At 67.6% G+C, this 23,011-nt stretch carries 11 protein-coding genes; 3 read left to right on the forward strand and 8 right to left on the reverse strand.

Features of this window, described 5'->3' with window-relative positions; genetic code table 11:
- Window positions 1–432: 432 nt before the first annotated feature.
- The 3 genes from AB0H61_RS21980 to AB0H61_RS21990 all read left to right on the forward strand — a co-directional run bounded on the left by AB0H61_RS21980 (window position 433) and on the right by AB0H61_RS21990 (window position 7,288).
- Complete coding sequence (locus tag AB0H61_RS21980) at window positions 433–5,898, forward strand: carboxyl transferase domain-containing protein (protein WP_357307335.1); 5,466 nt, start codon at window positions 433–435, stop codon at window positions 5,896–5,898.
- A gap of 423 nt (window positions 5,899–6,321) precedes the next feature.
- On the forward strand, window positions 6,322–6,834 hold the full coding sequence (locus AB0H61_RS21985; protein ID WP_357307337.1) for a DUF2231 domain-containing protein: 513 nt from the start codon (window positions 6,322–6,324) through the stop codon (window positions 6,832–6,834).
- Between the two features lie 37 nt (window positions 6,835–6,871).
- Window positions 6,872–7,288: a hypothetical protein gene (locus AB0H61_RS21990; RefSeq protein ID WP_357307339.1), complete on the forward strand. Its 417-nt coding sequence runs from the start codon at window positions 6,872–6,874 to the stop codon at window positions 7,286–7,288.
- 162 nt (window positions 7,289–7,450) lie between these two features.
- Here AB0H61_RS21990 and AB0H61_RS21995 read toward each other — a convergent pair whose 3' ends face one another.
- From AB0H61_RS21995 to AB0H61_RS22030, 8 genes are read right to left on the reverse strand one after another with little or no spacing between them, the layout of a single operon-like run.
- Entirely contained in the window at window positions 7,451–7,693 is a 243-nt protein-coding gene (locus tag AB0H61_RS21995) for a helix-turn-helix transcriptional regulator (RefSeq protein ID WP_357307340.1), read from the reverse strand.
- A gap of 37 nt (window positions 7,694–7,730) precedes the next feature.
- Complete coding sequence (locus AB0H61_RS22000; RefSeq protein WP_357307342.1) at window positions 7,731–8,903, reverse strand: thioester reductase domain-containing protein; 1,173 nt, start codon at window positions 8,901–8,903, stop codon at window positions 7,731–7,733.
- Entirely contained in the window at window positions 8,900–10,216 is a 1,317-nt protein-coding gene (locus AB0H61_RS22005; protein WP_357307344.1) for an aspartate aminotransferase family protein, read from the reverse strand. Before AB0H61_RS22005 ends, AB0H61_RS22000 begins: the two co-directional genes overlap by 4 nt.
- Window positions 10,217–10,226: 10 nt before the next feature.
- Window positions 10,227–10,637: an SRPBCC family protein gene (locus AB0H61_RS22010; protein WP_357307346.1), complete on the reverse strand. Its 411-nt coding sequence runs from the start codon at window positions 10,635–10,637 to the stop codon at window positions 10,227–10,229.
- 46 nt (window positions 10,638–10,683) lie between these two features.
- Complete coding sequence (locus tag AB0H61_RS22015; RefSeq protein WP_357307348.1) at window positions 10,684–12,465, reverse strand: acyl-CoA dehydrogenase family protein; 1,782 nt, start codon at window positions 12,463–12,465, stop codon at window positions 10,684–10,686.
- The gene (locus tag AB0H61_RS22020) at window positions 12,462–14,252 is read right to left on the reverse strand and encodes an acyl-CoA dehydrogenase family protein (protein ID WP_357307350.1); all 1,791 of its coding nucleotides are present in this window, start codon (window positions 14,250–14,252) and stop codon (window positions 12,462–12,464) included. Before AB0H61_RS22020 ends, AB0H61_RS22015 begins: the two co-directional genes overlap by 4 nt.
- On the reverse strand, window positions 14,249–15,865 hold the full coding sequence (locus AB0H61_RS22025) for a PfaD family polyunsaturated fatty acid/polyketide biosynthesis protein (RefSeq protein WP_357307352.1): 1,617 nt from the start codon (window positions 15,863–15,865) through the stop codon (window positions 14,249–14,251). Before AB0H61_RS22025 ends, AB0H61_RS22020 begins: the two co-directional genes overlap by 4 nt.
- Window positions 15,862–23,010: a beta-ketoacyl synthase N-terminal-like domain-containing protein gene (locus tag AB0H61_RS22030; protein ID WP_357307354.1), complete on the reverse strand. Its 7,149-nt coding sequence runs from the start codon at window positions 23,008–23,010 to the stop codon at window positions 15,862–15,864. The genes AB0H61_RS22025 and AB0H61_RS22030 overlap by 4 nt, the downstream gene beginning before the upstream one ends.
- Window position 23,011 lies beyond the last annotated feature (1 nt).

Below are 23,011 nucleotides of genomic sequence, written 5' to 3' on the forward strand. Positions count from 1 at the left end.
ACACTGCGGCGGAGCGTTTCAGAGCCGCTCGGGCGCACCCCCCGACATTCGTACGCGGCGGGCCGTCACATGGGCCATGAAAACAAGAGAAACGCTTCAGGTCAATGGATTCGACATGTGCCGGTCGCGAATCGACGCCCTGCTCGAACTCCGGCGAGCCCAGCGACCAAGGGCGAAACTATCGAAGACGTGGAACGCTACTGCGCCCAGATGCGATACATAGGGAAGTACACCGGCACACTCGAGCCGTTCCACCGCCGCCGACAAAGGAATTCCTCGACTGCTGCCATGGCCTCATATGAGGCGTTTCCCACGATACGCGTGAGTAACAGCCGCCCGCTGTGTACCTGCGCGCGATAGAGATGCAGACTACGCAGGACCGGTAGTCACAACCCCGCCCGAGTGGGCCAGTGCTGTGGAAGGAGCTGGCGAGTGTTCAGCCGCATCGCCATCGTAAACCGCGGAGAGGCCGCCATGCGCCTGATCCACGCCGCCCGAGATCTGGCCGCGGAAACGGGGCTACCGATCGAGACCGTCGCTTTGTACACCGATGTCGATCGGAACGCGACGTTCGTTCGGGAGGCCGACATCGCCTACGACCTCGGACCGGCGTCCGCGCGCCCGTACCTGGACCTGAAGGTCCTCGAGCGTGCTCTCCTGGAGACCGAGGCCGACTCCGCCTGGGTCGGTTGGGGTTTCGTCGCGGAGGACCCGGCGTTCGCGGAGCTGTGTGAGCAGATCGGAGTCACCTTCATCGGCCCCGGCCCGGAGGCCATGCGCCAACTCGGCGACAAGATCGGCGCGAAGCTGATCGCCGAAGAGGTCGGTGTGCCGGTCGCGCCATGGAGCCGCGGTGCGGTCGAGACCGTGGACGCCGCCCTGGCGGCCGCGGCCGAGATCGGCTACCCGCTGATGCTGAAGGCGACCGCGGGCGGCGGTGGGCGCGGTATCCGGGTGATCACGAACGACGCCGAGCTCGTCGATGCCTATGAACGCACCCGCCAGGAAGCCGCGCGAGCCTTCGGCAGTGGCGTGGTCTTCCTGGAACGACTGGTCACCGGCGCCCGGCACGTCGAGGTCCAGGTGATCGCGGACGGCCAGGGCACCGCATGGGCCATCGGTGTCCGTGACTGCTCGGTGCAGCGGCGCAACCAGAAGGTCATCGAGGAGTCGGCGTCGCCGGTGCTGCGGCCCGAGCAGACGACCGACCTCAAGGCGTCGGCCGAGCGGCTGGCGATCGCCGTCGGCTACCGTGGCGCGGCGACCGTGGAGTTCCTCTACCACCCCGGTGACAAGCAGTTCGCGTTCCTCGAGGTCAACACCCGCCTGCAGGTCGAACACCCGATCACCGAATCCACCACCGGTTTCGACCTCGTCCGGGCCCAGTTGCTGGTGGCATCCGGAGGCCGGCTCGAGGGCGATCCCCCGGCCGAGCGCGGGCACGCCATCGAGGCCCGGCTCAATGCCGAAGACCCCGATCGCGACTTCGCCCCCGCCCCGGGCCGCATCGCGCGACTGGACCTGCCTGCCGGGCCGGGCATTCGCGTCGATACCGGCGTCAGCGTGGGCGACACGATTCCCGCCGACTTCGACTCGATGATCGCGAAGATCATCGCCTACGGCCGTGATCGTGACGAAGCGCTGGGCAGGTTGCGCCGCGCGCTGACGCAGACCAAGGTCGTCATCGAGGGCGGCGCGACCAACAAGAGTTTCGTGCTCGACCTGCTGATCCAGCCCGAGGTGATCGATGCAAGCGCCGACACCGGCTGGATCGACCGCGTTCGCGGCGAGGGCCGCCTCGTATCGCACCGTCACTCGACCATCGCGCTGGCCGCCGCCGCCATCGACGCCTACGAGGAGGAAGAGCGGATAGAACGGCACCGGCTGCTGTCCACGGCCTCCGGCGGGCGTCCCCAGGTGCAGCACGAGAGCGGTCGTCCGCGCGACCTGAAGTTGCGCGGCGTCGGCTACCGCGTCCGCGTCGCCCGCATCGGTGCGCATCGGTTCCGTGTCGGTGTCGAGGCGGGTGGCGATATTCGCACCGCCGACGTCGATCTCGAGCGCTTCGATCGCCACGCCGGCCAGATCGTGGTCAACGGCACCCGGTACCGCTTGATCACCGGCACCCACGGCCCGATCCACATGGTCGATGTCGATGGTGTGACGCATCGGATCAGTCGTGACGAGGGCGGCGTGGTCCGCTCCCCCGCCCCCGCCCTGGTCGTCGCCACACCGCTCCAGATCGGTGACGAGGTCGAGGCGGGCGCGCCGGTGCTCGTGCTGGAGAGCATGAAGATGGAGACGGTGCTGCGCGCGCCGTTCCGGGCCCGGTTGAAGGAATGCGGCGTGTCGGTCGGCACCCAGGTCGAAACCGGTGCGCCACTGCTGCGACTGGAACCGCTCGCCGAAGACGACGATGACGCGGACGCCAACTCGACCGGGCCGGTCGAACTGGATCTGCCCCGCGAGACCGCAGCCCTCCAACCGCATGTGCGTTTGGCCCGCGGGCAGCAGGATCTGCGCAGCCTGCTGCTCGGTTTCGACGTCGACCCGCACGACGACACCCGAGTGGTCGACGACTACCTCGCCACCCGCCGCGACGCCATCGCGGACAACCGCAGGCCCCTCGCCGAGGAACTGGAACTCGTGCAGGTGTTCGCCGACCTCGCCGAACTGAGTCACAACCGGTCCTGGGACGACGACGGCGGCCACAGCCATGTCCACAGCGCCCGCGAGTACTTCCACACCTATCTGCAGAGCCTCGACGTCGAGCGGGCCGGTTTGCCCGCGTCCTACCAGGCCAAACTCGCCAAGGCGCTCGGGCACTACGGCGTCACCGATCTGGAACGCACCCCCGACCTCGAGGCCGCGGTGTTCCGGATCTTCCTCACCCAGCAGCGTCCATCCGACACCGTCACGATCATCACGACGTTGCTGCGCGAGTGGCTCCGGGAGCCGGTGCCGGACCGGGCGCTGGCCGAACCCGTCGGTCTGGCGCTGGAGCGGCTGGTGGCGGCGACACAGGTCCGCTTCCCCGCGGTCGCCGACCTCGCCCGCGGGGTGGTCTACGGCTGGTTCGGCCAGCCACTGCTGCGGCGCAACCGCGCCCGGGTGTACACCAACGTCCGCAAAGAGTTGCGCCACCTGGACGCGCACCCGGACGCTCCCGACCGCGCCGAGCGCATCTCCGACATGGTGCGCAGCACCGAGCCGCTGGTGCGGCTGCTCGGCCAGCGGCTGGTACGCGGCAGTGTGGACAACACCGCCATGCTGGAGGTGCTGACCCGCCGGTACTACGGAAACAAGGGGCTCACCGGCGTGCACACCCGGGAGGCCGGCGGGTGCACCTTCGTGATCGCCGAGCGCCGGGGCCTGAGCCTGGTATCGGCCACCGTGAGTTTCGACGCGCTCGGCACGGTGCTGCGCGGCCTCACCGAACTGGCGAACGGCGCGGCGTCCATCGAGGCCGATATCTACCTCGGCTGGGAGAAGCAGCCGGAGGACTTCGACGCGATGGCCGCGGCATTGCAGGGGGTACTCAGCGCACATCCGCTGCCGAATCAGGTGCACCGGATCACCGCCACCGTGGCGGGCAGCGGCGGCGCGGTGATGCACCATCACTTCACCTTCCGCCCGTCCGCCACCGGTATGGGCGAAGAGCGACTGATCCGCGGCCTGCACCCGTACATCGCGCAGCGGATGCAGATGAAGCGGCTGCACAAATTCGACCTCACCCGGCTGCCGTCCTCGGACGACGAAGAGATCTACCTGTTCCGGTGCGTCGCGAAGGAGAACCATTCCGACGATCGCCTCATCGCGTTCGCGCAGGTGCGTGACCTGGCCGCGCTGCGCGAGCACGACGGCAGGCTGCTCGCGCTGCCGACGGCCGAGGCCACCATCGCCACCTGCCTCGATTCGATTCGGCGGGCGCAGTCGATGCGGCCGTCGGCCAAACGCTTCCACACCAACCGCATCGTGATGTACGTCTGGCCGCCAGTCGACATCACCCGCGCCGAGTTGCAGACGATCGTCGATCGCGTGGCGCCGACGACCGCGGGGGCCGGGCTGGAGGAGATCCTGCTCATCGCGCGCCACCGCAACCCGAAGACCGGTGAGTTGGTCAAGGTCGCCGTGCGCGTCTCTTTCGACGGCACCGGCGGCACCGAGGTGATCATCGGCGACCGGACCGACGACGCGGTCGAGCCGCTCGACGAGTACCGGCAGAAGGTGCTGCGGGCCAGCAGCCGAAACACCGTCTACCCCTACGAGCTGACCGCACTGCTCGGTGAGTTCGCCGAGTACGACCTCGACGCCGACCACACGCTCGTGCCGGTCGACCGGCCGAAGGGACGCAATAAGGCCGCGATCGTCGCGGGCGTGGTCACCACGCCGACCGAACAGCATCCCGACGGCGTCACCAGGGTCGTACTGCTCGGTGATCCCACGAAATCGCTCGGCGCGCTGTCGGAACCGGAGTGCCGCCGGGTGATCGCCGCACTGGATCTCGCCGAACGGATGCAGGTACCGCTGGAGTGGTACGCACTGTCCTCCGGCGCCCGGATCTCGATGGAGTCGGGCACCGAGAATATGGACTGGGTGGCGGCGGCGCTCAAGCGGATCGTCGAGTTCACCCAGGACGGCGGAGAGATCAACATCGTTGTCGCGGGCATCAATGTCGGCGCGCAGCCGTACTGGAACGCCGAGGCGACGATGCTCATGCACACCAAGGGCATCCTGGTGATGACGCCGGACTCCGCGATGGTGCTCACCGGCAAGCAGTCGCTGGACTTCTCCGGTGGTGTGTCGGCCGAGGACAATTTCGGTATCGGCGGCTACGACCGGGTGATGGGCCCGAACGGTCAGGCCCAGTACTGGGCGCCGGACCTGTACGCCGCGCGGGACGTGCTGATGTCGCACTACGACCACACCTACGTGGCGCCCGGCGAGCAGTCACCGCGGCGATCGCAGACCGGCGACCCCGTCGATCGCGACGTCTCCGACTTCCCACATGCCATGGCGGACAGCGACTTCACGACCGTCGGCGAGATTTTCTCCGCCACCGCCAACCCGGACCGCAAGAAGCCCTTCGATATCCGAACCGTGATGCGGGCGCTGTCCGACCAGGACCACCCGGTGCTGGAACGCTGGGCGGGGATGGCCGACGCCGAAACCGCGGTGGTGCAGGACGCGCGACTCGGCGGCATCCCGGTGTGCATGCTCGGCATCGAATCCCGGGGCGTGGCGCGGCGCGGCTTCCCGTCCACCGACGGCCCGGACACCTACACGGCGGGCACATTGTTCCCGCGATCGTCGAAGAAGGCCGCGCGTGCCATCAACGCGGCCAGCGGCAATCGGCCACTGGTCGTGCTGGCCAACCTGTCGGGTTTCGACGGCTCGCCGGAATCCATGCGGAAGTTGCAGCTCGAATACGGCGCCGAGATCGGCCGCGCGATCGTGAACTTCCAGGGCCCCATCGTGTTCTGCGTGATCTCCCGCTACCACGGCGGCGCGTTCGTGGTGTTCTCGAAGGCGCTGAACCCGAATATGACCGTGCTCGCGCTGGAAGGTTCGTTCGCATCCGTGCTCGGCGGCGCACCGGCCGCGGCAGTGGTGTTCTCCAGTGAGGTCAACACTCGAACGGCGGCGGATCCACGAGTGCGGGGCCTGGAGGCGCGCGCGGCCAATGCAACCGGAGCCGACCGGGTGGCTCTGGCCGCAGAGCTCGACGAGATCCGCTCGTCGGTGCGCGCCGAGAAGCTCGGTGATGTCGCCGCGGAATTCGATCGCGTGCACAATATCCAGCGCGCGGTCGAGGTCGGCTCGGTCGACGCCATCATCAGCGCCTCCGAAATGCGCCCACGCATCATCGACGCCATCGAGGCAGGCCTGTCCAGGTGATACTGCTGACCTCTTGATGGATGGCGCTGCCGGTCAGTACGCCGGTCTTGGGGCTCGACAGGGCCCCAAGACCGGTCGACCGTTGTGCACCGCCGCGGCACTCCTACCGGTGTTCGAACCGGCTGGACCGGCATCGTGGGCAACTCGGCTCAGCGGTGGACCCGAACGGCCCATGCTGGTCGGTCGCTCGCCTATGCGACCGCTACACACCTGCGAAACGTCACCGACACGACGCCGACGAGCGCTCGCTACCAGCAGAAACAGCTGATTATCGATGGGTGACGCGCCGAATCGCCGATTGCCTTCGACCGCGATATCGATCATGGTGATACGGCAATCCGAATGGGTATCCAACCACCGTGCTCGGCTCGGCCTCGAATGACAGCGCCGAGATAGGAAGGCCCTCACGTTTCGGAGGTTGTCATGACCAGCGATTCACAGCAGGCCAAACACCCGGTGAGCGCATTACTCGCCGGGCCGTACGGGCATCCGTTCCACCCGATCCTGGTGACCGTGCCGATCGGGACATGGGTGGCAAGCGTGATCTTCGATATCGCCTCACGGTTCGCCGACGATCCGGAATTTCTGGCCAAGGGCTCGCTGTGGCTGATCGCGATAGGCGTGCTGGGCGCACTTGCCGCGGCGATGATCGGCCTTCTCGATCTGTTCGCCATCCCGACCGGCACCGCCGCGTATCGCACCGGACTGATCCACATGAGCCTCAACCTCGCCGTGACGGTCGCCTTCGCGGCCGGCTTCCTGTGGCGGCGAAGTGGCGGCGGACCGGCTGACGCCGTCTCCTACGGACCGTTGCTGCTGTCCGCGGTGAGCTTGGCGGTCCTGGCCGTGTCCGGATATCTCGGGGGGAAGCTGGCCTACCATTACGGCGTGCGAGTTGCCGACGAAGCCACCCAGGCCAGCGGGTTCCGACGCTGACCCAACCACGTCACCTCCAAACCTCAGGAGATTCGTCATGGGTATTGCCGCATTGATCACCTGGTTGTTGACCGCGATCGGCGGGTTCGTCCTGCTGGGCACCTGGATCGCCAAGGGTGGGACGCGGCAACCGCGTACCAGCCACCTGCCGCCCGCGGTCGTGTTCGGCCACTTCCTGCTCGCCGTGGCCGGACTCATCGTGTGGATCATTTACCTCGTCGTCGACGAGGTCGCCTTGGCTTGGGTCGCGTTCGGGCTGCTGATTCCGGTCGCATTGCTGGGATTCGCCATGTTGGCACGGTGGCTTCCGGTATACCGAGCTCAGGTCGCGGTCGGTCCACAGGAGGCGGCGGAAGGACATTTCCCCGTCATCGTTGTCGGTGGGCACGGCGTATTCGCGGTCACGACGGTGGTTTTGGTCCTGCTCACAGCGCTCGGCGTCGGCGCAAGCTGACCGAGTCGCAGCCGGCGCCGGCGCTCTCGTGGGTGCCGCTGTCGAACTGGCGGGCCGAGGTGGGCCTTCGGCGGTGACCGTGCGGCGGCTGCGCGGCGTCGGCGGTGTAGACGACGCTATTCTCGATCAGCAGTGGAAGGTTAGTGATCACTAACAGACTAGTCAACGCCTGGTCGTGAGATCGAGCCTGCTGTGGATGCCGAGCTTGTGATAGATGCGCTGGAGGTGGTTCTCAACCGTGCGCACGGAAATGAATAGGCGCACCGCGATCTCCCGATTGGACATACCGTCGGCCGCCAGCGCGGCGATCATGGATTCGCGGCGGGTCAGCCGCTGATCGGTATTCCGGAAGCGCGCGGGATCGTGCGCGTTCCTGATGGACGGGGATGTGGTCGGCGCGGACATCGCAGTACTCCTGTCAGTGCGTGGCAGGTCAGGCCGATCAGGCCGGCGCGGGCAGGTACCCACGCCGGACGAAGAAGGACGCGTAGGTATCGAACAGCCGTTCGTCGATACTCGGGCATTCGATCCCGGTGCCCTCGAGTAGCCGGCGGGTCAGGTGGTCGGTGAATACCAGCGGCTCCTGCTGTTCCATCAGCATGGTGGTGCGGATCAGTGGGAACATCGCATTGGTGACATCCGCCGAAATGGCCTTGAGCCACTTGATGATGCTGACCTCTTGGAGCTCGAACCCGGCCGAACGGATGAAGCCGAGGATGGCCTCGGAATCGATGGCAGCGGGTCCGATCTGGTGGTACACCCCGCCGAGCGCGGCCTCCTGGCTGGAGACGGCGGCAATGGCCGCGCACACATAGTCGACCGGGACCAGGTTCATCTTCAGCCGGAAGTTGCGCGGATACACCCCGGCCTGGATGGAACCGGTGATGAACCGCCAGACGAAGTCGTTCTTCTGGCAGGCACCGGATTTCGAGTCGCCCCACACCTGCGCGGGCCGGTGCATGGTGATCGGCACGCCACGCCGGTCGGCCTCCAAAACCAACTGTTCGGCAACCCACTTGCTCTTGGTATAACCGAGCGGCATATCCGCAGGAGATCCGGTGGGGTCCGATTCGCCGCGCGGAGCCGGGTCGGTTCCCCCGAAAACACCGACGGTGGAGACGTGGTGCAGTGGCGCGGTCGCCGCGCAGGCCAGCCGCAGCACCTCGTGCATACCTGAGATGGTCTGCTTGCGCAGCCACTTGTAGGGCGTGAGGAAGTTGACCTTCGCCGCCGTGTGGTAGATGGCCTCCACGCTCTCCGCGAGATCGGCGTAATCACCATCGGACAGACCGAATTTCGGCAGGGTCACATCGCCGGGCACCACCCGGATCCGGTCGATGGCGGTGGTCTCGGCCAGTTCATAGGTCTCGAGGTTGGCGGTCAACCGCGCCCAGGCGCTGTCGGTATCGGCCGCACGCACCAGGCAGTGCACGGTCAGTCCCCGGTCCAGCAGCTCCTTCAGCAGGAATACACCGAGGAATCCGGTGGCGCCGGTGAGGAATACGTCTCGAACCGATCCGGCACGCACCGCGGGAGTGAAGCCCTGGATATCGGCGGCCAATTCGGTGTCGGCGGCCAACTGCTCGGCCGCGCCCTCGATTTCGAGCGATGTCATTGCGATGCGTCCAATCCGGTTCGGGTCGGGTCGATAAGGGCGGCGGCCTGCTCGATCGCGCCGCGCAGCAGGAACAGTGCCTCCGCCACATCCTCGGAGGTGGCGATGATCGGCGGAATCAGCCGCAGAACTTCGGGCCGGCTCAGACAGGTGGAAATGACCAAGCCGCGCTGCGCCAGCCCGACCTGCACCTCGCCGGCGAACTCGGGCGAACAGAAGTCCACACCCCACAGCAGGCCCCGCCCGCGCACCGCATTGATGGCTGTGTCGTAGTCGGCCGCGAGCCGCGCCAGCCCGTCGGCCATCTCGCCCGCGATCCGAATCCCGTCGGCGACATGGGCCTCGATCGTGGTGAGCGCTGGGGCGACGGCCGCGGCGCCGAGCGGGTATCCGCTGAAGGTGGCGGTGTGCAGCACCGGATCATCGGCCAGCGGGGCGTACAGCGCCTCGGTGCAGACCAGCGCCGAGATCGGCACCACACCGCCGCCGATCGCCTTGGCCAACAGCACCGCGTCCACCGGCAGTCCATAGGCCAGCGCGACAGACCGGTCACCGCAGCGACGCAACCCGACCTGGATCTCGTCGGCGATGACGAACGCGCCATGCGCCTGCGCGTCGGCGCACCAGCGCGACAGCACCGCGGGATCGAGCAGCGTAACACCGTTCTCGCCCTGAACGGGCTCGAAAATCAGTGCGGCGACCTCATTTTCGGCGATCGCCCGGGATACCGCGTCCGGATCGGCGGGATCGAGGTGCACGGTGTTACTCAGCACCGGGCCCAGGTTTCCCTTGAATCGCTGGTGATGGGTGAGGGCCAGTGCACCCAATGTCTTGCCGTGATAGGCGCCCTCGACCGCGAGCACCGTGGCACGACCGGTGGCCAGCCGAGCCAGCTTGATCCCGGCCTCGACAGAGTCGGCGCCACCGCAACCGAAGTAGACCTTGGTCAACTCCGGAGCCTGCTCGCCACCGAACTCGGCGGCGGCCAGATAATCCACCACCGTCTCCGCGGCCTGCCCCGGCAGCGGATTGAGCACCGTCCTGGTGGATGTCGGCATCCGGTCCAGCTGCGCCTGGACCGCGTCGACCACCGCGGCATTGCGATGACCGAGCAGTGCGACCGCATAGGAGCCGAAGTCGAGCACCGTGCGTCCGTCGGACAGGGTGACCCGGCATCCGTCGGCCGAATCCTCGACCGCGCCCTGACCGGTGAACTTGCCCGCCAGTGCCATCGACGGCGAGAAGTGGCGCTTGATCTGTTTGAAGGTAATCTTCGCGGCGTCCTTGTTACCGCGAGACTTGATATCGCTCACAAGAATTCCCTCACTGTGCGGCCTGGGTGACGATCGAGTCCGCGTAGCCTTCCAGTGCCTTGGCGATGGCCGGATGGATCATCTCGGCCACCAGCGGTAGCCCGATGTCGAATTCGACGTTGAGCTCCAGTTCGCCGCCCTCGGCGTCCGCGTGGATCTGCCAGTAGCCCTGGTAGGTGTGGAGATCGCCGTCGACCTGCCGGAACTCGATGCGATGCCGCTCGGCATCGATCAGATCCTCCTGCTCCCACTCCATTTCGGAGCCCTTCAGTTCGACGACCCAGCTACTGGTGCGGCGAAGGCCGTCGACCGCGAGGATTTCCACCTCGTTGACCCCGCCCATGTAGTCGGGGAAGGACTCACAGTCCAGCAGCACCTCCCAGACGTCCGCGGGTACGGCCGTCTGGTGCCGCGAATTCATCGAGTACACAATGTGTCCTTCCAGGATGTTGTGTCCGAGGTAGTGCTCAGGCGGTGGTCTCGCCGCTGGCCTGCAATTGGAACTGCCAGTGCGAGAAGAGTTTCCGATCACGATGCAGGTCGAGCAGCACCGTCATGACGTGGTCGATCACGGTGGCGTCGGTGACCGGCGCCGCGGGATGGAAGCTGCGCCAGATGCGCTCCAGGCACAACAGCAACACCGCGCCGTCGGGAAACGGCGCGGCGAGCACCCCCGCCGAACGCACCACCAGGTGGACGATGGCGGCCGCCGCATACAGGGCGCAGTACTGCTCGGCGAGCCGGTACATCTCGGCGGAAGCGCCGTAGCCACGGCCGAGGGTCTCCTTGGCCCGCTGCTGTTCCGCCGTGATTCGATCGAGCTCACCGAGCAGGCCGGCCGTAAGGTCGGCCGAGCGCTCGAACCAGGCGCGCTGGACGCCGTCGCGGGTGTCGGCCAGCTGACGCAGCTGCGTGATCGCCTGCGGCAGTGCCAGGATGGTGGCGTCGCCGGCGCGGCTGAACAACTGCTGTTGCGCGGGCACCCATTCCTCTAGCTTGGCGTCGATATCGAACATCTTCGCGACCTTCTCCTCGGCCGCGACGCGCTGTTCCGCGGTGGCCGAACTCGCCTGGCGAAGGATCTGGTCGAGCTGCGAGCCGACGGCTTTCAGATTCACCACGGTGTTACCGTCGGCGAACACCGACACCACGATGTCGCGCAGCATCTTCTGGAAGATCGCGTAGTGCGGGTGCTCGCGCAGGTACAACCGGGCGCCCAGCACCTCGGACAGCTGGGAAAAGGTGCGCCCCAGCGAGGTCGGCACGAAGTATTTCACGATCGAGGAGAAGACCGCGCTCTGTTCGGGAGCGGCCTGCACCCCGCGCACGGCACCGGTGGCCACCGCCTCGGCCAGCAACAGGTCGGCGAAGCTCTCGGCGACCTGACGGCGGGTGTAGGGGAACTCGGCGACCTTCTGGCCGAAGATCTCCCGCGTCACGATGAAATCGAGGGTGACCCGCAGCGCGGTATCGGCGGCGCCGAGCGCGAGCCCGCTGATCGCGACGCGCGCCACCTGGGCACTCTTGAGCACCACTTCCAGGCCTTGTCCCTCGGCACCGATGCGGTGGCTGTCGGGAACGAAGAACTTGTCCAGTTCAATGCCGCTCAGATCGAGCGCACGCAATCCGTGCAACCGCTCGTTGGGCAGCTCCCGCACCGAACCCGCGGGGCCGAGCCGCTTTTCGATCAAGAAGATGGACCAGTCGCCCGGTCCGCCGCGTTCGCGGGTGCGGGCCTGCACCGTCACCATATCGGCAAGGGTGGCGTTGCCGATCATGTACTTCTCACCGGTCAGTAAATAGCCGCCCTCGACCTTCTCGGCGCGCATATCGTTGGACAGCACGTCGCTGCCATGGTCGCGCTCCGACAGGCCCCACGCCAGCTTGGCGCCGTTGTTGATCAGCGACACCAGCCGCGTTCGCTGCTCCTCGGTACCCGCGATCCAGGTCGGCATGAAGGCCAGATCGGTGAGCATCAGCCCGACGGCGCAGGTGGGGTCGCGGCGGGAAACCAGACGGAGCAGCAAGAATCCGGTCTCGACGTCGCCCGCGCGACCGCCCCACTCGGCCGGCAGACAGTATTCGTGCAACGCCCAGCGCTGCAGCAGGCCGAGCAGTTCGTGCGGGAACTCCTCGAGCTCGTCGTAGCGCAGAATGCGCTGGAACGACATCAGATTCGCGGGGTCGTGCGGATCGCCCAGGTAGCGCTCGAGCTCCTCGGCCAGCGCGGTCACATGCTGCACGGTCATAATGGTTCGGTTCCTTCCTCGGTGGCAAGCGGAAGCGGTCGCGCGGTGAAGAGCCGACGGTCACGGTTCAGCCGCGCGACTACTTCGAATGCGTTGTCCGCCAGTGCCATCGGCAACGGGGCGGTACGGCACTCACCGCGGTCGAGCAGTAGCGTGAGCGCCGGGAGCAGCCAATCGACGGAACCGGGGGCGGTGCCGTAGAGCGAGCGCGCCCGGTTGAACCACCACAGCTGTACACATACCGCCGCGGCGTGCAGGTAGGCGATGCGGAGTGCGAGATCCGATGCCGCGGTAGCGCGTTCGGCCGTGGACAACGCGGACAGACCGGCGATATCGGTCCGTGTCGCCGCGAGCGCGCGCTCCAGCCGGTCGATCAGGTCCAGTGCCCGGCCCGTGCACGGGCGGGCCGCGCCGAGCATGGCGCGCATGCCCGCCGCGGCGACCGGGAATCCACCGGTGACGACTTCGAGTCCGCGTGCCGACAGTGCCAGCTTCGTGAGGTCTAGCGGAGGCAGTTCGGCGTCGAGATCGAAGGTGTCCGACAGTAATTCGAGCGCGTCGTGCTGGCCGGCCGTGAAGCCGGTCTCGCTGAACCGGCCCAGTTGCATGGCGACCAACCGGAGATTGGCGGTCGGGCTGGTGTCGAAGTAACGGACCACCGCGTTATCGGCGCGCAGCACGTCGAAGGCGCCTTCGGGGCCCTCGCGCAGCACGCCGCGGGTGCCGAGCACATCGGCGCAGCGGGCGAACGCCTCGGTGGACAGCTCGGTGAGCACCGCCTTGAGGAGACTGGACCACAGGCTCTGCGCGGCGGGGAAGGTGTGCAGCGAGCGCGCGCAGGCCAGCGCGGCCGCATCGCAGGCCAGCAATGCCGCTGCGGCCGTGCCCAATTCGCGCCGGTTGATCGGGTGTTCATCGACCGGGCAGCCCGCGACGACGTGATGCCGGGCAAACCCGAGGGTGAGCCGCAGTGCCGAATCGACCGCCGCGAGGTTGGCGCCGGTGCTGGTGGCCCGGACCACCTGCATGGCCCGCATCGCAGTCTCCATGCCGCGACCGATCCGGCCGACCACCGCGTCCTCGGCCACGGGCAGCTCGGTGAAGTGGAAGTGCGCGAAATCCGTGCCGCGCATACCCGCCGGGCGCTGCAGCCGGTAACGGGCCGAGCTCTGTCGCAGCGGATCGTAGACCAGCGCCATCGAGTACGCGGCCGGCCCGCGGCCGCCCGTGTGGGCGATGACGAGCATGGCCCCGGCGTGTTTACCGAAACCGGTAAGCCACTTCTCGCCGTCGAGGATCCAGCCGCCAGTCACCGGGTCCGGGGTCAGCGCACACGTATTCGCGAGCAGGTCGCTGCCGTGCGCGGGTTCGGAGAACGCGAATCCGATGGAGCGGCCCGAACGCAGCAGCCGCACCGAACGGTCCTGTTGTTCGGGCGAACCCGCAAGCAGCACGCAGAGTGTCGCGGTGATGTCGATCATTGTCGCCGGCATGATGGTCAGATCGCGTCGCGCGGCCACCCGCACCAGCATCAGCGTCTGGTCGTAGGCGATCAGGTCGCCGCCGTGCTCGGCCGGGATGTAGGACAACCGCAGTGCGGGTCCGGCGATCTCGGCGAGTGCCTCGGGAAAATCATGCTGTTCGGCGCGCGCCAGCATGGCGGTGAATCCGAACGGATTGTCCTGCGCCCGAGGATCTCCCAGCGCGGCCTCGAGCGCCGCGGCGGCCGGATACGGTCCGAGGTCGGTTGGTGCGGCGGAATCCGCGCGAGTTTCGACCGAGGTCACAACGCACCGTTCCCGGAGTTGTCGGTCAGCGGAGCCGGACGGTAGTCGGCGCAGCCGCGGGGCACCCGGACGCCGTTGAGGGCCAGCTGCTGGACGCGGGTGGTGAAGGCCGCACCGTGCAGCAGATTCAGCGCTACATCGGCGACCCGGCGGTTCTCCGCGGCGGCCAGATAGGAACCGCGCACCCATTCGTTGAAGCTGCCCATCGCCGGGCCACACCAGATCTGGTAGTCCAGTGCGCGATCGGCCTCGCCGACCACGGCCCAGCGCGAGGCCATGCCGAGGTACCAGCGGAAGACCAGGGCCATCTTGCGCTTCGGGTCGTCGGCGGCCCGGGTCAGCTGATCCGGATCGCGGCGGGTGAAGTAGGCGACGACGTCCTGCCACACATCTTCCACGGAACGCCGCAGGATCTGCTGTTCCAGCCGGGCGCGCTCGGCGACAGGCAACACATCCAAGCCGTCATAGGTGCGGTAGAGCTCATAGAGCCGCTTGGCCCGCATCGCGAACATGCTGCCGTTCTTCAGCACCTGCAGCTCGACGCCCAGTTCGAACATATCCGCCGCGGGCGCCATATCCACATCCGCGACACCCGCCGCCGCCAGCAGGTGCCTGACCTCGACGGAAGTGCCCGCCTCCAGGCAGGATTGGTTGACCGAACCGGTGACCACGTAATCGGCGCCCATGGCGAAGGCGGCCGCGGCGGCCAGCGGGGTGCCGATACCGCCGGCCGCGCCGACCCGGACCGGCACCGGGTAGCCCAGGTCCTGCTGCACCTGGTCGCGGCGGCGCAGGATGGAGGGGAACAGCGTGGTCAGCGGGCGGCGGTCGGTGTGGCCGCCGGAATCGGCCTCGGCGGTGATGTCGTCGGCCAATGGGACGAATTTGGCCAGTTCGGCCTGCTCGGCGGTGATCAGCCCGCGATCGAGCAGATCGGAGACGATCGCGGCGGGCGCGGGGCGCATGAACTTCTCGGCGACCTCGGCCCGGGATACCTTGGCGATCACCCGGTTCGCGATGAGCACCCGGCGATCGGCGGTGCGAGACAGCCCGGCCACCCGGTAGCGAACGATATGCGCGGTGACGTCCATGAATGCCGAGGCCTCCACGCACCGCACGCCGTATTTCAAGAACAGCTCGACCGCGGCGCGCTCCAGCTCCTCCTCGCTCGGGCTGTGAATCAGGTTGGCGGCGTAGGGCAATCCGGGAATCTCGGCGGCGAATCGTTGCAGTGCTGCCTCCACCCGCTCGGGCAGCAATCCGGCCGCGCCGAACGAGCCGAGGCAACCTGCCCGGGCCAGCGCGATCACGTAATCCTCCGAGGCGATGCCACCCGCCATCGCGCCGCCCATGTAGGCGTACCGGACGCCGTGGCACGCACGGAAGGCGGCGGAGCCGAGCCGGTCGGCGGGCAGCGGTCCGATCGCGGCGACCACGGCGGCATCGTCGTCGGGGCGGGTGGTGGTCAGGCCGGTGCCGTGGGCGGTCCGCACCACGTACACGGACTCGTGCAGGGCGGTCAGCGTCTGGTAGAAGCCGTCCTGACTGTGGTGGATTACGGGCTCGACCGCGTAATCGGCGGGATCACGCTCGGTTCCAACTGCGATGCTCATCGTTCGTCCTCTCTGCGTTCGTGAACCTCGACGGCGACGTTGGCGAGTTCGTAGATGCGCATACCGGGCTTCCAGACATTGGCGTCGGCGATCACCAGCATGCGATCGTCCGCGCGCCGCACTTCCTTGATGTGCAGGTCGAAGGTCATCGGGCCCTCGGTGCGCAGGATCTGTCCCCGGTACTTCCAGACCATTTCGACATCCAGCGGCATCGCGAAGACCGGGTCGGTGAAACCGGCCTCCAGGCCGTTTTCGATCGCGTAGACCTGCAGCGCCTGGATCAACGCCTCGACACCGAGCGAACCGGGCATGACCGGGTCGCGGTAGAAGTGGCATTCGAAATACCAGTCGTCGTGGTCGATTCGGCGCAGACCGCGCAGGTAGCCCTGCCCGTGAGAGCCGCCGTCGTCGACGATGTCGACCTCATCGATCAGCCGCAGATGTCCACCGGCCAGGCGCAAGCCGGGGCGGGTGAACCAGCTGTCCTCGGTGCGCACCGCCAGGGAGCGCACCCGGCCGGGCGCGAGTTCGCCCTGCTGATCCAGCCAGGGCGCCACATATTTGGCATTGTCCAGGCCGACCTGGTTACTCAGGGCCTCGACGGTGTGGTAGCCGAACATGGACTCGCCGCGGTAGAACAGTTCGCCGTCGGCGAATAGCTCGTAGCGGAATTTCTGCAGCGAGGTACCGGGCATGATCTGGTTGAACAGCATCGTCGTGTGCTGGCGAATGGTCTTGCCGCGCAGGTCGATCTGCTTGACGACGGTGGCCTTTCCGTCCAGGTTGCGAATATTGAGTTCCTGATCGGGAGTGGCCAGGCTGGCGCCGAGGTAGTAGCCGAGCAGGATGGCGGCCTGCAGCGAGGATTCCATATAGACGCAGTTCGGCATGCCGGGAAAGGCGTTCTCGTGGAAGTACCAGGCCTCCGGCGGGCAGTCGTACTCGGTCTCCATGGTCGCGCCGGCCCTGAGTTCACCGCGCACGCCACCGAACTTCATGATGCGGTCGACGAATCGGAAGTCGCCGTTGGGAATATAGGGCGCCTTGCGGTCGGCATAGATCTCGAACTCCGGGCCCATGGCGGTGGCCAGATCACCCTTGGCGGCGTGCGCCAGATGCAGCTCGTTGATGAAGGCGGGCTCACCGGCCGCATTGCGACGGCCGAGAAATACTGGCACGCCGCCGGTTTCGGGCCGATACGGGGTACCGGGCTTCTCCCGGACCTGGACGCCGAAGTTCCGCATGCTGATCATCGCCTTATCGCCGTCGTAGACGATGATGTCGGCGATGATCGTCGGACGCGGCAGCATGGTGATCTCGGTGATCTCCACGTGGTAACGGATGCTGCGCTGCTTCGGAGTGATCTGGCCGCGGACCTTCACCTGGGTCCTCAGCCCCGGTACCGACTGGAATTCGGCATCGGGCAGGACCAGATGCAAGCCCAGGTAGAGCGCATAGGTCTGCAGCAACTGCACCCCGCCCTCGGCGACCAGGGATCCGGCGAGTACCGGGTCGCCGGTGAAGTGGCACTTGAAGTACCAGCCCTCGGGATCGAGATATTTGACGGCGGTCATCTCACCCAGGCCGCGCGGGCCGCCGAGCCGGTCGATCGCGGTGATCTCATCGATCATGCGCAACATCTGATCCGGCAGGCGCAGTGAGCGATTCGAGCCGTCGGCGGTCTGGTCCCAGGCCAGGCCGAAGACTTCTGCCGGACGCCCGTCGGCGAGCAGCGCGAGATCCGCCGCCGTCAGGGCAGTCCGGTCGGTGCGTGCGAGCGGCTTGAACCAGGTCTTGGTCATCGACTCGCGGCGCTTGCGATCGGCGGCGTTGAAGACAACGCCGAGAGAATCCTCGAGTTCGGCGGCGGAGAAGAAACCCGCGCAGGCGTCCAGCAGTTCCAGAATGAGCACACCGTCGGCGAAGCAACGGTAGTTGAAGAAGAACAGCAGACTGTCGCCGTTCCAGACGAAGCGGTCGATTTTGATCTCGTAGCGCAGGGTCTGACCCTCGCGGGGCAGGCCCCCGTGGAATACCAGTTCGCTGTCGAGCAGCCGGTAGACCCTTTCGCCCCTATTACGAAAGTCGATACCGAGGTAGCTGACCAGCAGCAGGTCACACTGCCCGGCCTCGATGGTGACCGCACACGGCACCAGACCGTCCACCGAGTACCAAGCGCCCTTCGGCACATCGTATTCGGTGGTGATCGCGGAAGGTACGTATTCGCCGGTGGTGGCTCGTAATTCGGTGACGCGAGTGACGAAGTGATAGGGCGGTTCGGGCAGTCGCACCCGCACCGGGTAGGTATCGATCTCGGCGAAGTCCGGGCCGAAGACGTTGGCCACCTTCCCGTTCGCGAATTCCAGCAGCGCCGCCTCATCCCAGATCACCGACTGCTCCGGTTTCGGCGCGGACGAAGGGAATTCGTTCGGTGGGGGCGGGAAGCCACGCCCCGCCTCGAGGTCGTCCAAGCTGCGCTGGAGCAGGGCGTCATGGGCGCGCAGGAAGGACCGATGCGCCTGGGAGACGGAATGATTCATCGGGCGCAGCACCAGGGTGCGAGCGGTATCGAGCGGACCCGCTGCGCGGGCGATCGGCGGGGCGGCCGGGGCGCCGACCGCAACTGATTGCGGTGCGGCCTGTTCGGCGGCAGCGCGACGGGGCAGGTACACGAACGGCTCTCCCTCGATGATGATCAGATCCGGATCCACGATGGGGACCGCGGGGATGACGGTGACCGGATCCACCGTCTTCCGCGCCGCCACCCTCTTGGCCTCCGCCAGGATCGGGGCGGTCCGCGCGGCGACGCGGTCGACCACCGATTCCCCTCCGCAGGTCACCGCGACGCGGTAGCGAGGCTGGGCCGCGACGGCTTCGGAGGCCGGGAACAACAGGTCGAGACGCACCGCAACGCCGTGGCTGACCAACCGAGCCAGCGCCTGCCCCAGGGCAACACCGCTCGGGATGCCGCGCCGGTCCGCGGCGACGGCGATATGGTCGCGCCCGGTGAGTGTTTCGCCGATCCAGCGGGTGCAGGTGGCGGCGGGGCCGACCTCGACGAACACCCGAAAGCCACGGTCGTAGGCATTATTCACCAGTCTGGTGAAGTCAACTGTGCTGCAGAGTGTTTCGGCGATCCGATCGGCGATGACCACGCGGTCGGACGGATCGACCCGGCCGTAGTCGTAGCTGGACAGCAGCTCGAGACCCGCGGCCGGATTACCGAGCGGGTGGCTGTTGAGTCCGGCGAAGGCGGCGCGTTCGGATTCGACTGCGGCGCAGTGCATAACGTGATTCGCGGGGGCCTTGGCGGATTTGCAGCCGATCCGGGCGATGAGTTCCTTCACCTCCGACGGGCTGCCCGCGACCACCACCTCACCCGGCGTATTCACGTGGGTCAGATACACCCGGTCCAGGTCGGTCATCGCCGCACGCACCGCGTCGGCCGGGGCCAGCAGTACCTGGGTGGTCCAGACTTCGCGGTCCGGCAGCGTATCCGCCAGTCCCCACTGCTTTCGGATCAGCCGCTTCGGGCCGCGCAGCTGGTCGACGAACAGCGGCGAGTTCCGCAGTGGGGTGTCATCGCGTACCGCCGCGTCCCATACGTCCATCGCGAAGAGCATGCTGCTCTCCCCCAGGCTGTAGCCGAAGCCGCCGTCGACCCGGATGCCGAGCGAATCCCGTAGCAGGCGTGTCGACAGCACCGCGGCATTGGTGCCGATCGCCAGCATGGTGGGAATCGATTCGATGAGCTCACCCTCGTGCCGCATCAGCGCGGTCCGATCGATCCCGCGCGGCGCACTCGGATACAACGCCGCATACTTGTACTCGGCCCACGGCAGCACCGCCTCCCGCTCGAAGGCCGCGAGCAGCGCCGGGAACAGCGAGAACAGTTCGCGGCCGGCCCCCGGATAGGCGGTGAACGCGCCCGGGTAGACGAAGGCGACTCGCGCGTCCGGTCCGACCGGCCGCGCGGTGCAGAAGCTGCCCGCCGGGGTGGCCCATTCCCTACCCGCCGCAATGGTTTCCGGCAGATACCGGGCCGCGGCCTCGAGTTCCGTGCGCAGTTTGACGCCATCTCCGGCAACCACGACCGCGGTGTAAGTCCCGGCCCGCGGCGCGGCCACATATTCCCGCGCCAACTCGACCGGATCCCGCCCCGAGTCCAGCGCGCCGAGGCACACTTCGGCCCGCGCGGCCAACTCCACGCCACTCTCGCCGTGCAGCGGGATCAGCAGCGGCCCACCGCCGCCCACCCAGTCCGCGACCGGCACCGGACCGGCAGCCGACGCGCGGTTGACCGCTGCCGACCTCGAGCCGTCCGAGTTCTGATCCTCGGAATGCGGCAGGGTGGCGGGAGCCGCGGACAACAGAAGGTGGGCGGTGCTCGCGCCGCTGGCCGCGTGCACCGCGGCGACCCGGCGGCGGTCGCGGTCCATGGCGAGCCAGGGGGTGGGAGCGTCGAGCAGGTGGAGGGCGGAGCCATCGAGTTCCACCACGTCGTCGGCGATCCGGCGCAGGGTCGGCGGGGCCGGGGGAAGTTCGCGGTGGCGCAGGGCCAGGGCTGCGCTGACGACACCCGCGAGAACTCCGGCCTGCTGGGCGTCGCCGGTCAGGGCGACGTGATTGCCGAGGACACAGCTCGCGATGCCGGGTTCACGCGCAGGGAAGACTTCGGACAACGCCGTCAGGTCGGAGCCGGATACCGAACCGGCGAGTTCCAGATAGCCGACCTCGGATGGCGTGACACCGGTCGCCGCGTAGCTCTTTTCGAGCTGTTCGGGCAACTGGTCCCGGGCGCCGCGGTGGATGGTGATGTGGTCGATGGTGAGGGGATCGCTGTCGTCGGCGCGGCGCACCACCAGGGCGGCGGCACCGTCGCCGAGGTCCGGGCGGTCATCGTCGGCGAGAGCCCTTCGAACCAGCGTATTCTCCACTCCGGCAGCGAGTTCCACGCCGCCGACGAGAACCGCTTCGACGCTCGGATCGAGCAGCAACAGTCCGGCCACCTCGAGGGCGCGGGCGCCGCCGATGGCATCGGCGGAGATGGTGAAGACGGGCCCGGTCAGGTTGTGCGCGGAGGCGATCCGGCTGGCCATGATATTGCCGATATAGCTGAGCACCTCATTGGCGCCGATCGGATCGTGCACACCGGACCGGACCGCGGCCTCCAGTCGGTCCAGCTCGTCCGGCCCGAGTTCGAGCCCTGCCCTCGCGCATTCGGCCCGTACCTGGGCCCCGATATCGAAACGAGCGCGGTGGGCGTGCGAGCGCGGCTCCATCTCCATGGCCACCACCACCGCCACCCGGCGCCCGTCCTGCTCCCGCCCGCTACCGGTCAACCCGGATTCGGCCAGCGCCTCCTCGGCAGCTTGGAAGAACAGCAGATGTTGCGGATTCATCTGCGCAAGTTCGGCGGGCGGCAACCGATAGGCGCGGATATCCACTTCGACGCTGTCGACATAGCCCGCGGCCCGCTCGTCGGCGAGTTCCGCGATACCCACCTGCTCCATTCCGTACCAACGACCCTCGGGCCGCTCCACCAGCGCGGGCCGTCCGGACCGTACTGTTCGGCGCAATGCGTCGACACCGGCGACGGCCCCGACTCGAACCCCCATGCCGGACACCGCCATCCGAACCTGTGCGGCCATCTGCCCGGGCACCGCTGCCGGACCCGAGGAGGCATGGGGGTCCGAATCCGCGGCGGCAACAGCCGAAGGCCGAATCGTTACCGGCGCCACCCGACTCGGCGCCGAGGCCGGGTCGGTCGGGAACTCCGGAGGAGTCGTGAGGACGAGGTGAGCATTGGTACCACCGAAGCCGAAGGCCGAGACACCGGCGCGCCGCTGCGACGAATCACGCTGCGGCCAGGGCTGATTGGTGGTGACAATGCGGTCGGCGACCGACTGCGCGCCGGTCGGGCGGATCGGGTCGCCCACGCCGGGAGTGGCGGGGATGATCCCGTGGCGCATCGCCAGCATCGCCTTTATCAAGCTGGTGAAGCCCGCGACGGTGAGGAGGTGGCCGACATTGCCCTTCACCGAGCCGAGCAGCGGTACGTTCGCTCCGAAGAATTCGCCGAGTCCGCGCAGTTCGATGGGATCACCGACGGGGGTTCCGGTGGCGTGACATTCGATGTAGTCGACGGCCGCCGGGTCGATACCGCCGTTGTAGGCCTGACGATAGGCGGAGAGCTGGCCGTTGATATTCGGAGCCAGGAGGTGGGCACCGGAGCCGTCGTTGCCGAGGCCGATGGACTCGACTACCGCGTAGATGGTGTCGCCGTCGCGCTGGGCGTCGGCCAGACGCTTGAGCACCACCACGCCGGCACCCTGGCCGGTGACGATGCCGCTGGAATCGGCGCGGAACGGCTGACTGACACCATTGCCGGGAAAGGCACGCAGATCCGAGAAGCACAGGTGGATGAGCAGCGGATCCGGCGCGCACACCGCACCGGCCAGCACCACATCGGCCGCGCCGGTGGCCAGATAGTCGCGGGCCAGCCCGATGCTGTACAGCGCCGACGAGCATGCCGCGTCCAGCGCCAGCCGTGGCCCACCCAGGCCGAAGGCGTCGCCGACCACGGTGGTGGGCAGACCCGACGGCCAGAGCGATTCGACGGGAACTTCCGGATCCCACTGACGAACTCCGTTGTCCGGCAGTGGAAGTCCGGCCACGCGCAGCCCCTCGGCGACCGCGCGCCGAGTCAGCGGCACGCACAGGTCCACGGAGCGTTCGGTCGGGAAGGAGTAGTTACCGAGTACCAGACCGGTGCGGGCGAGCACCGCGTCGTCCTCGGCGATGCCGGCATCGGCCAATGCCTGCCGGACCACGTACAACGGCCAGCGCACCACCCGCCCCAAGCCGTCGACCCGCTCGGCCGGAACCCGGAGATCGGTCGTGTCGATCTCCGGTTCCAACACGAAACCACCTCGGGTGGTGGTGATTTCATGCTCGGGATCACCCCAGCCACCGATGGTGGCCGGGTCGACCCCGAATACCTCCGCGCCGCCCTCGGTGCGCAGATCGGCGCCGTCGAGCAATCGGTCCCAGAATTGCCGTGGGGTATGCGCACCGGGCAGCAAGCAGCCGATTCCGACGATCGCTACCGGCACGCGCGCCGCGCCGTTGTCCGTGTCTGACATG

The sequence above is a fragment of the Nocardia sp. NPDC050710 genome (assembly GCF_040654375.1).
In the GTDB taxonomy this organism is placed as follows: domain Bacteria; phylum Actinomycetota; class Actinomycetes; order Mycobacteriales; family Mycobacteriaceae; genus Nocardia.

What these genes read in the sequence shown, in the direction of transcription:
- AB0H61_RS21985 (WP_357307337.1), top strand. Translation starts at nt 6,322, where the DNA reads ATGACCAGCGATTCACAGCAGGCCAAACACCCGGTGAGCGCATTACTC.
- AB0H61_RS21990 (WP_357307339.1), top strand. Translation starts at nt 6,872, where the DNA reads ATGGGTATTGCCGCATTGATCACCTGGTTGTTGACCGCGATCGGCGGG.
- AB0H61_RS21995 (WP_357307340.1), bottom strand. Translation starts at nt 7,693, where the DNA reads ATGTCCGCGCCGACCACATCCCCGTCCATCAGGAACGCGCACGATCCC.
- AB0H61_RS22000 (WP_357307342.1), bottom strand. Translation starts at nt 8,903, where the DNA reads ATGACATCGCTCGAAATCGAGGGCGCGGCCGAGCAGTTGGCCGCCGAC.
- AB0H61_RS22010 (WP_357307346.1), bottom strand. Translation starts at nt 10,637, where the DNA reads ATGAATTCGCGGCACCAGACGGCCGTACCCGCGGACGTCTGGGAGGTG.
- AB0H61_RS22015 (WP_357307348.1), bottom strand. Translation starts at nt 12,465, where the DNA reads ATGACCGTGCAGCATGTGACCGCGCTGGCCGAGGAGCTCGAGCGCTAC.
- AB0H61_RS22025 (WP_357307352.1), bottom strand. Translation starts at nt 15,865, where the DNA reads ATGAGCATCGCAGTTGGAACCGAGCGTGATCCCGCCGATTACGCGGTC.
- AB0H61_RS22030 (WP_357307354.1), bottom strand. Translation starts at nt 23,010, where the DNA reads ATGTCAGACACGGACAACGGCGCGGCGCGCGTGCCGGTAGCGATCGTC.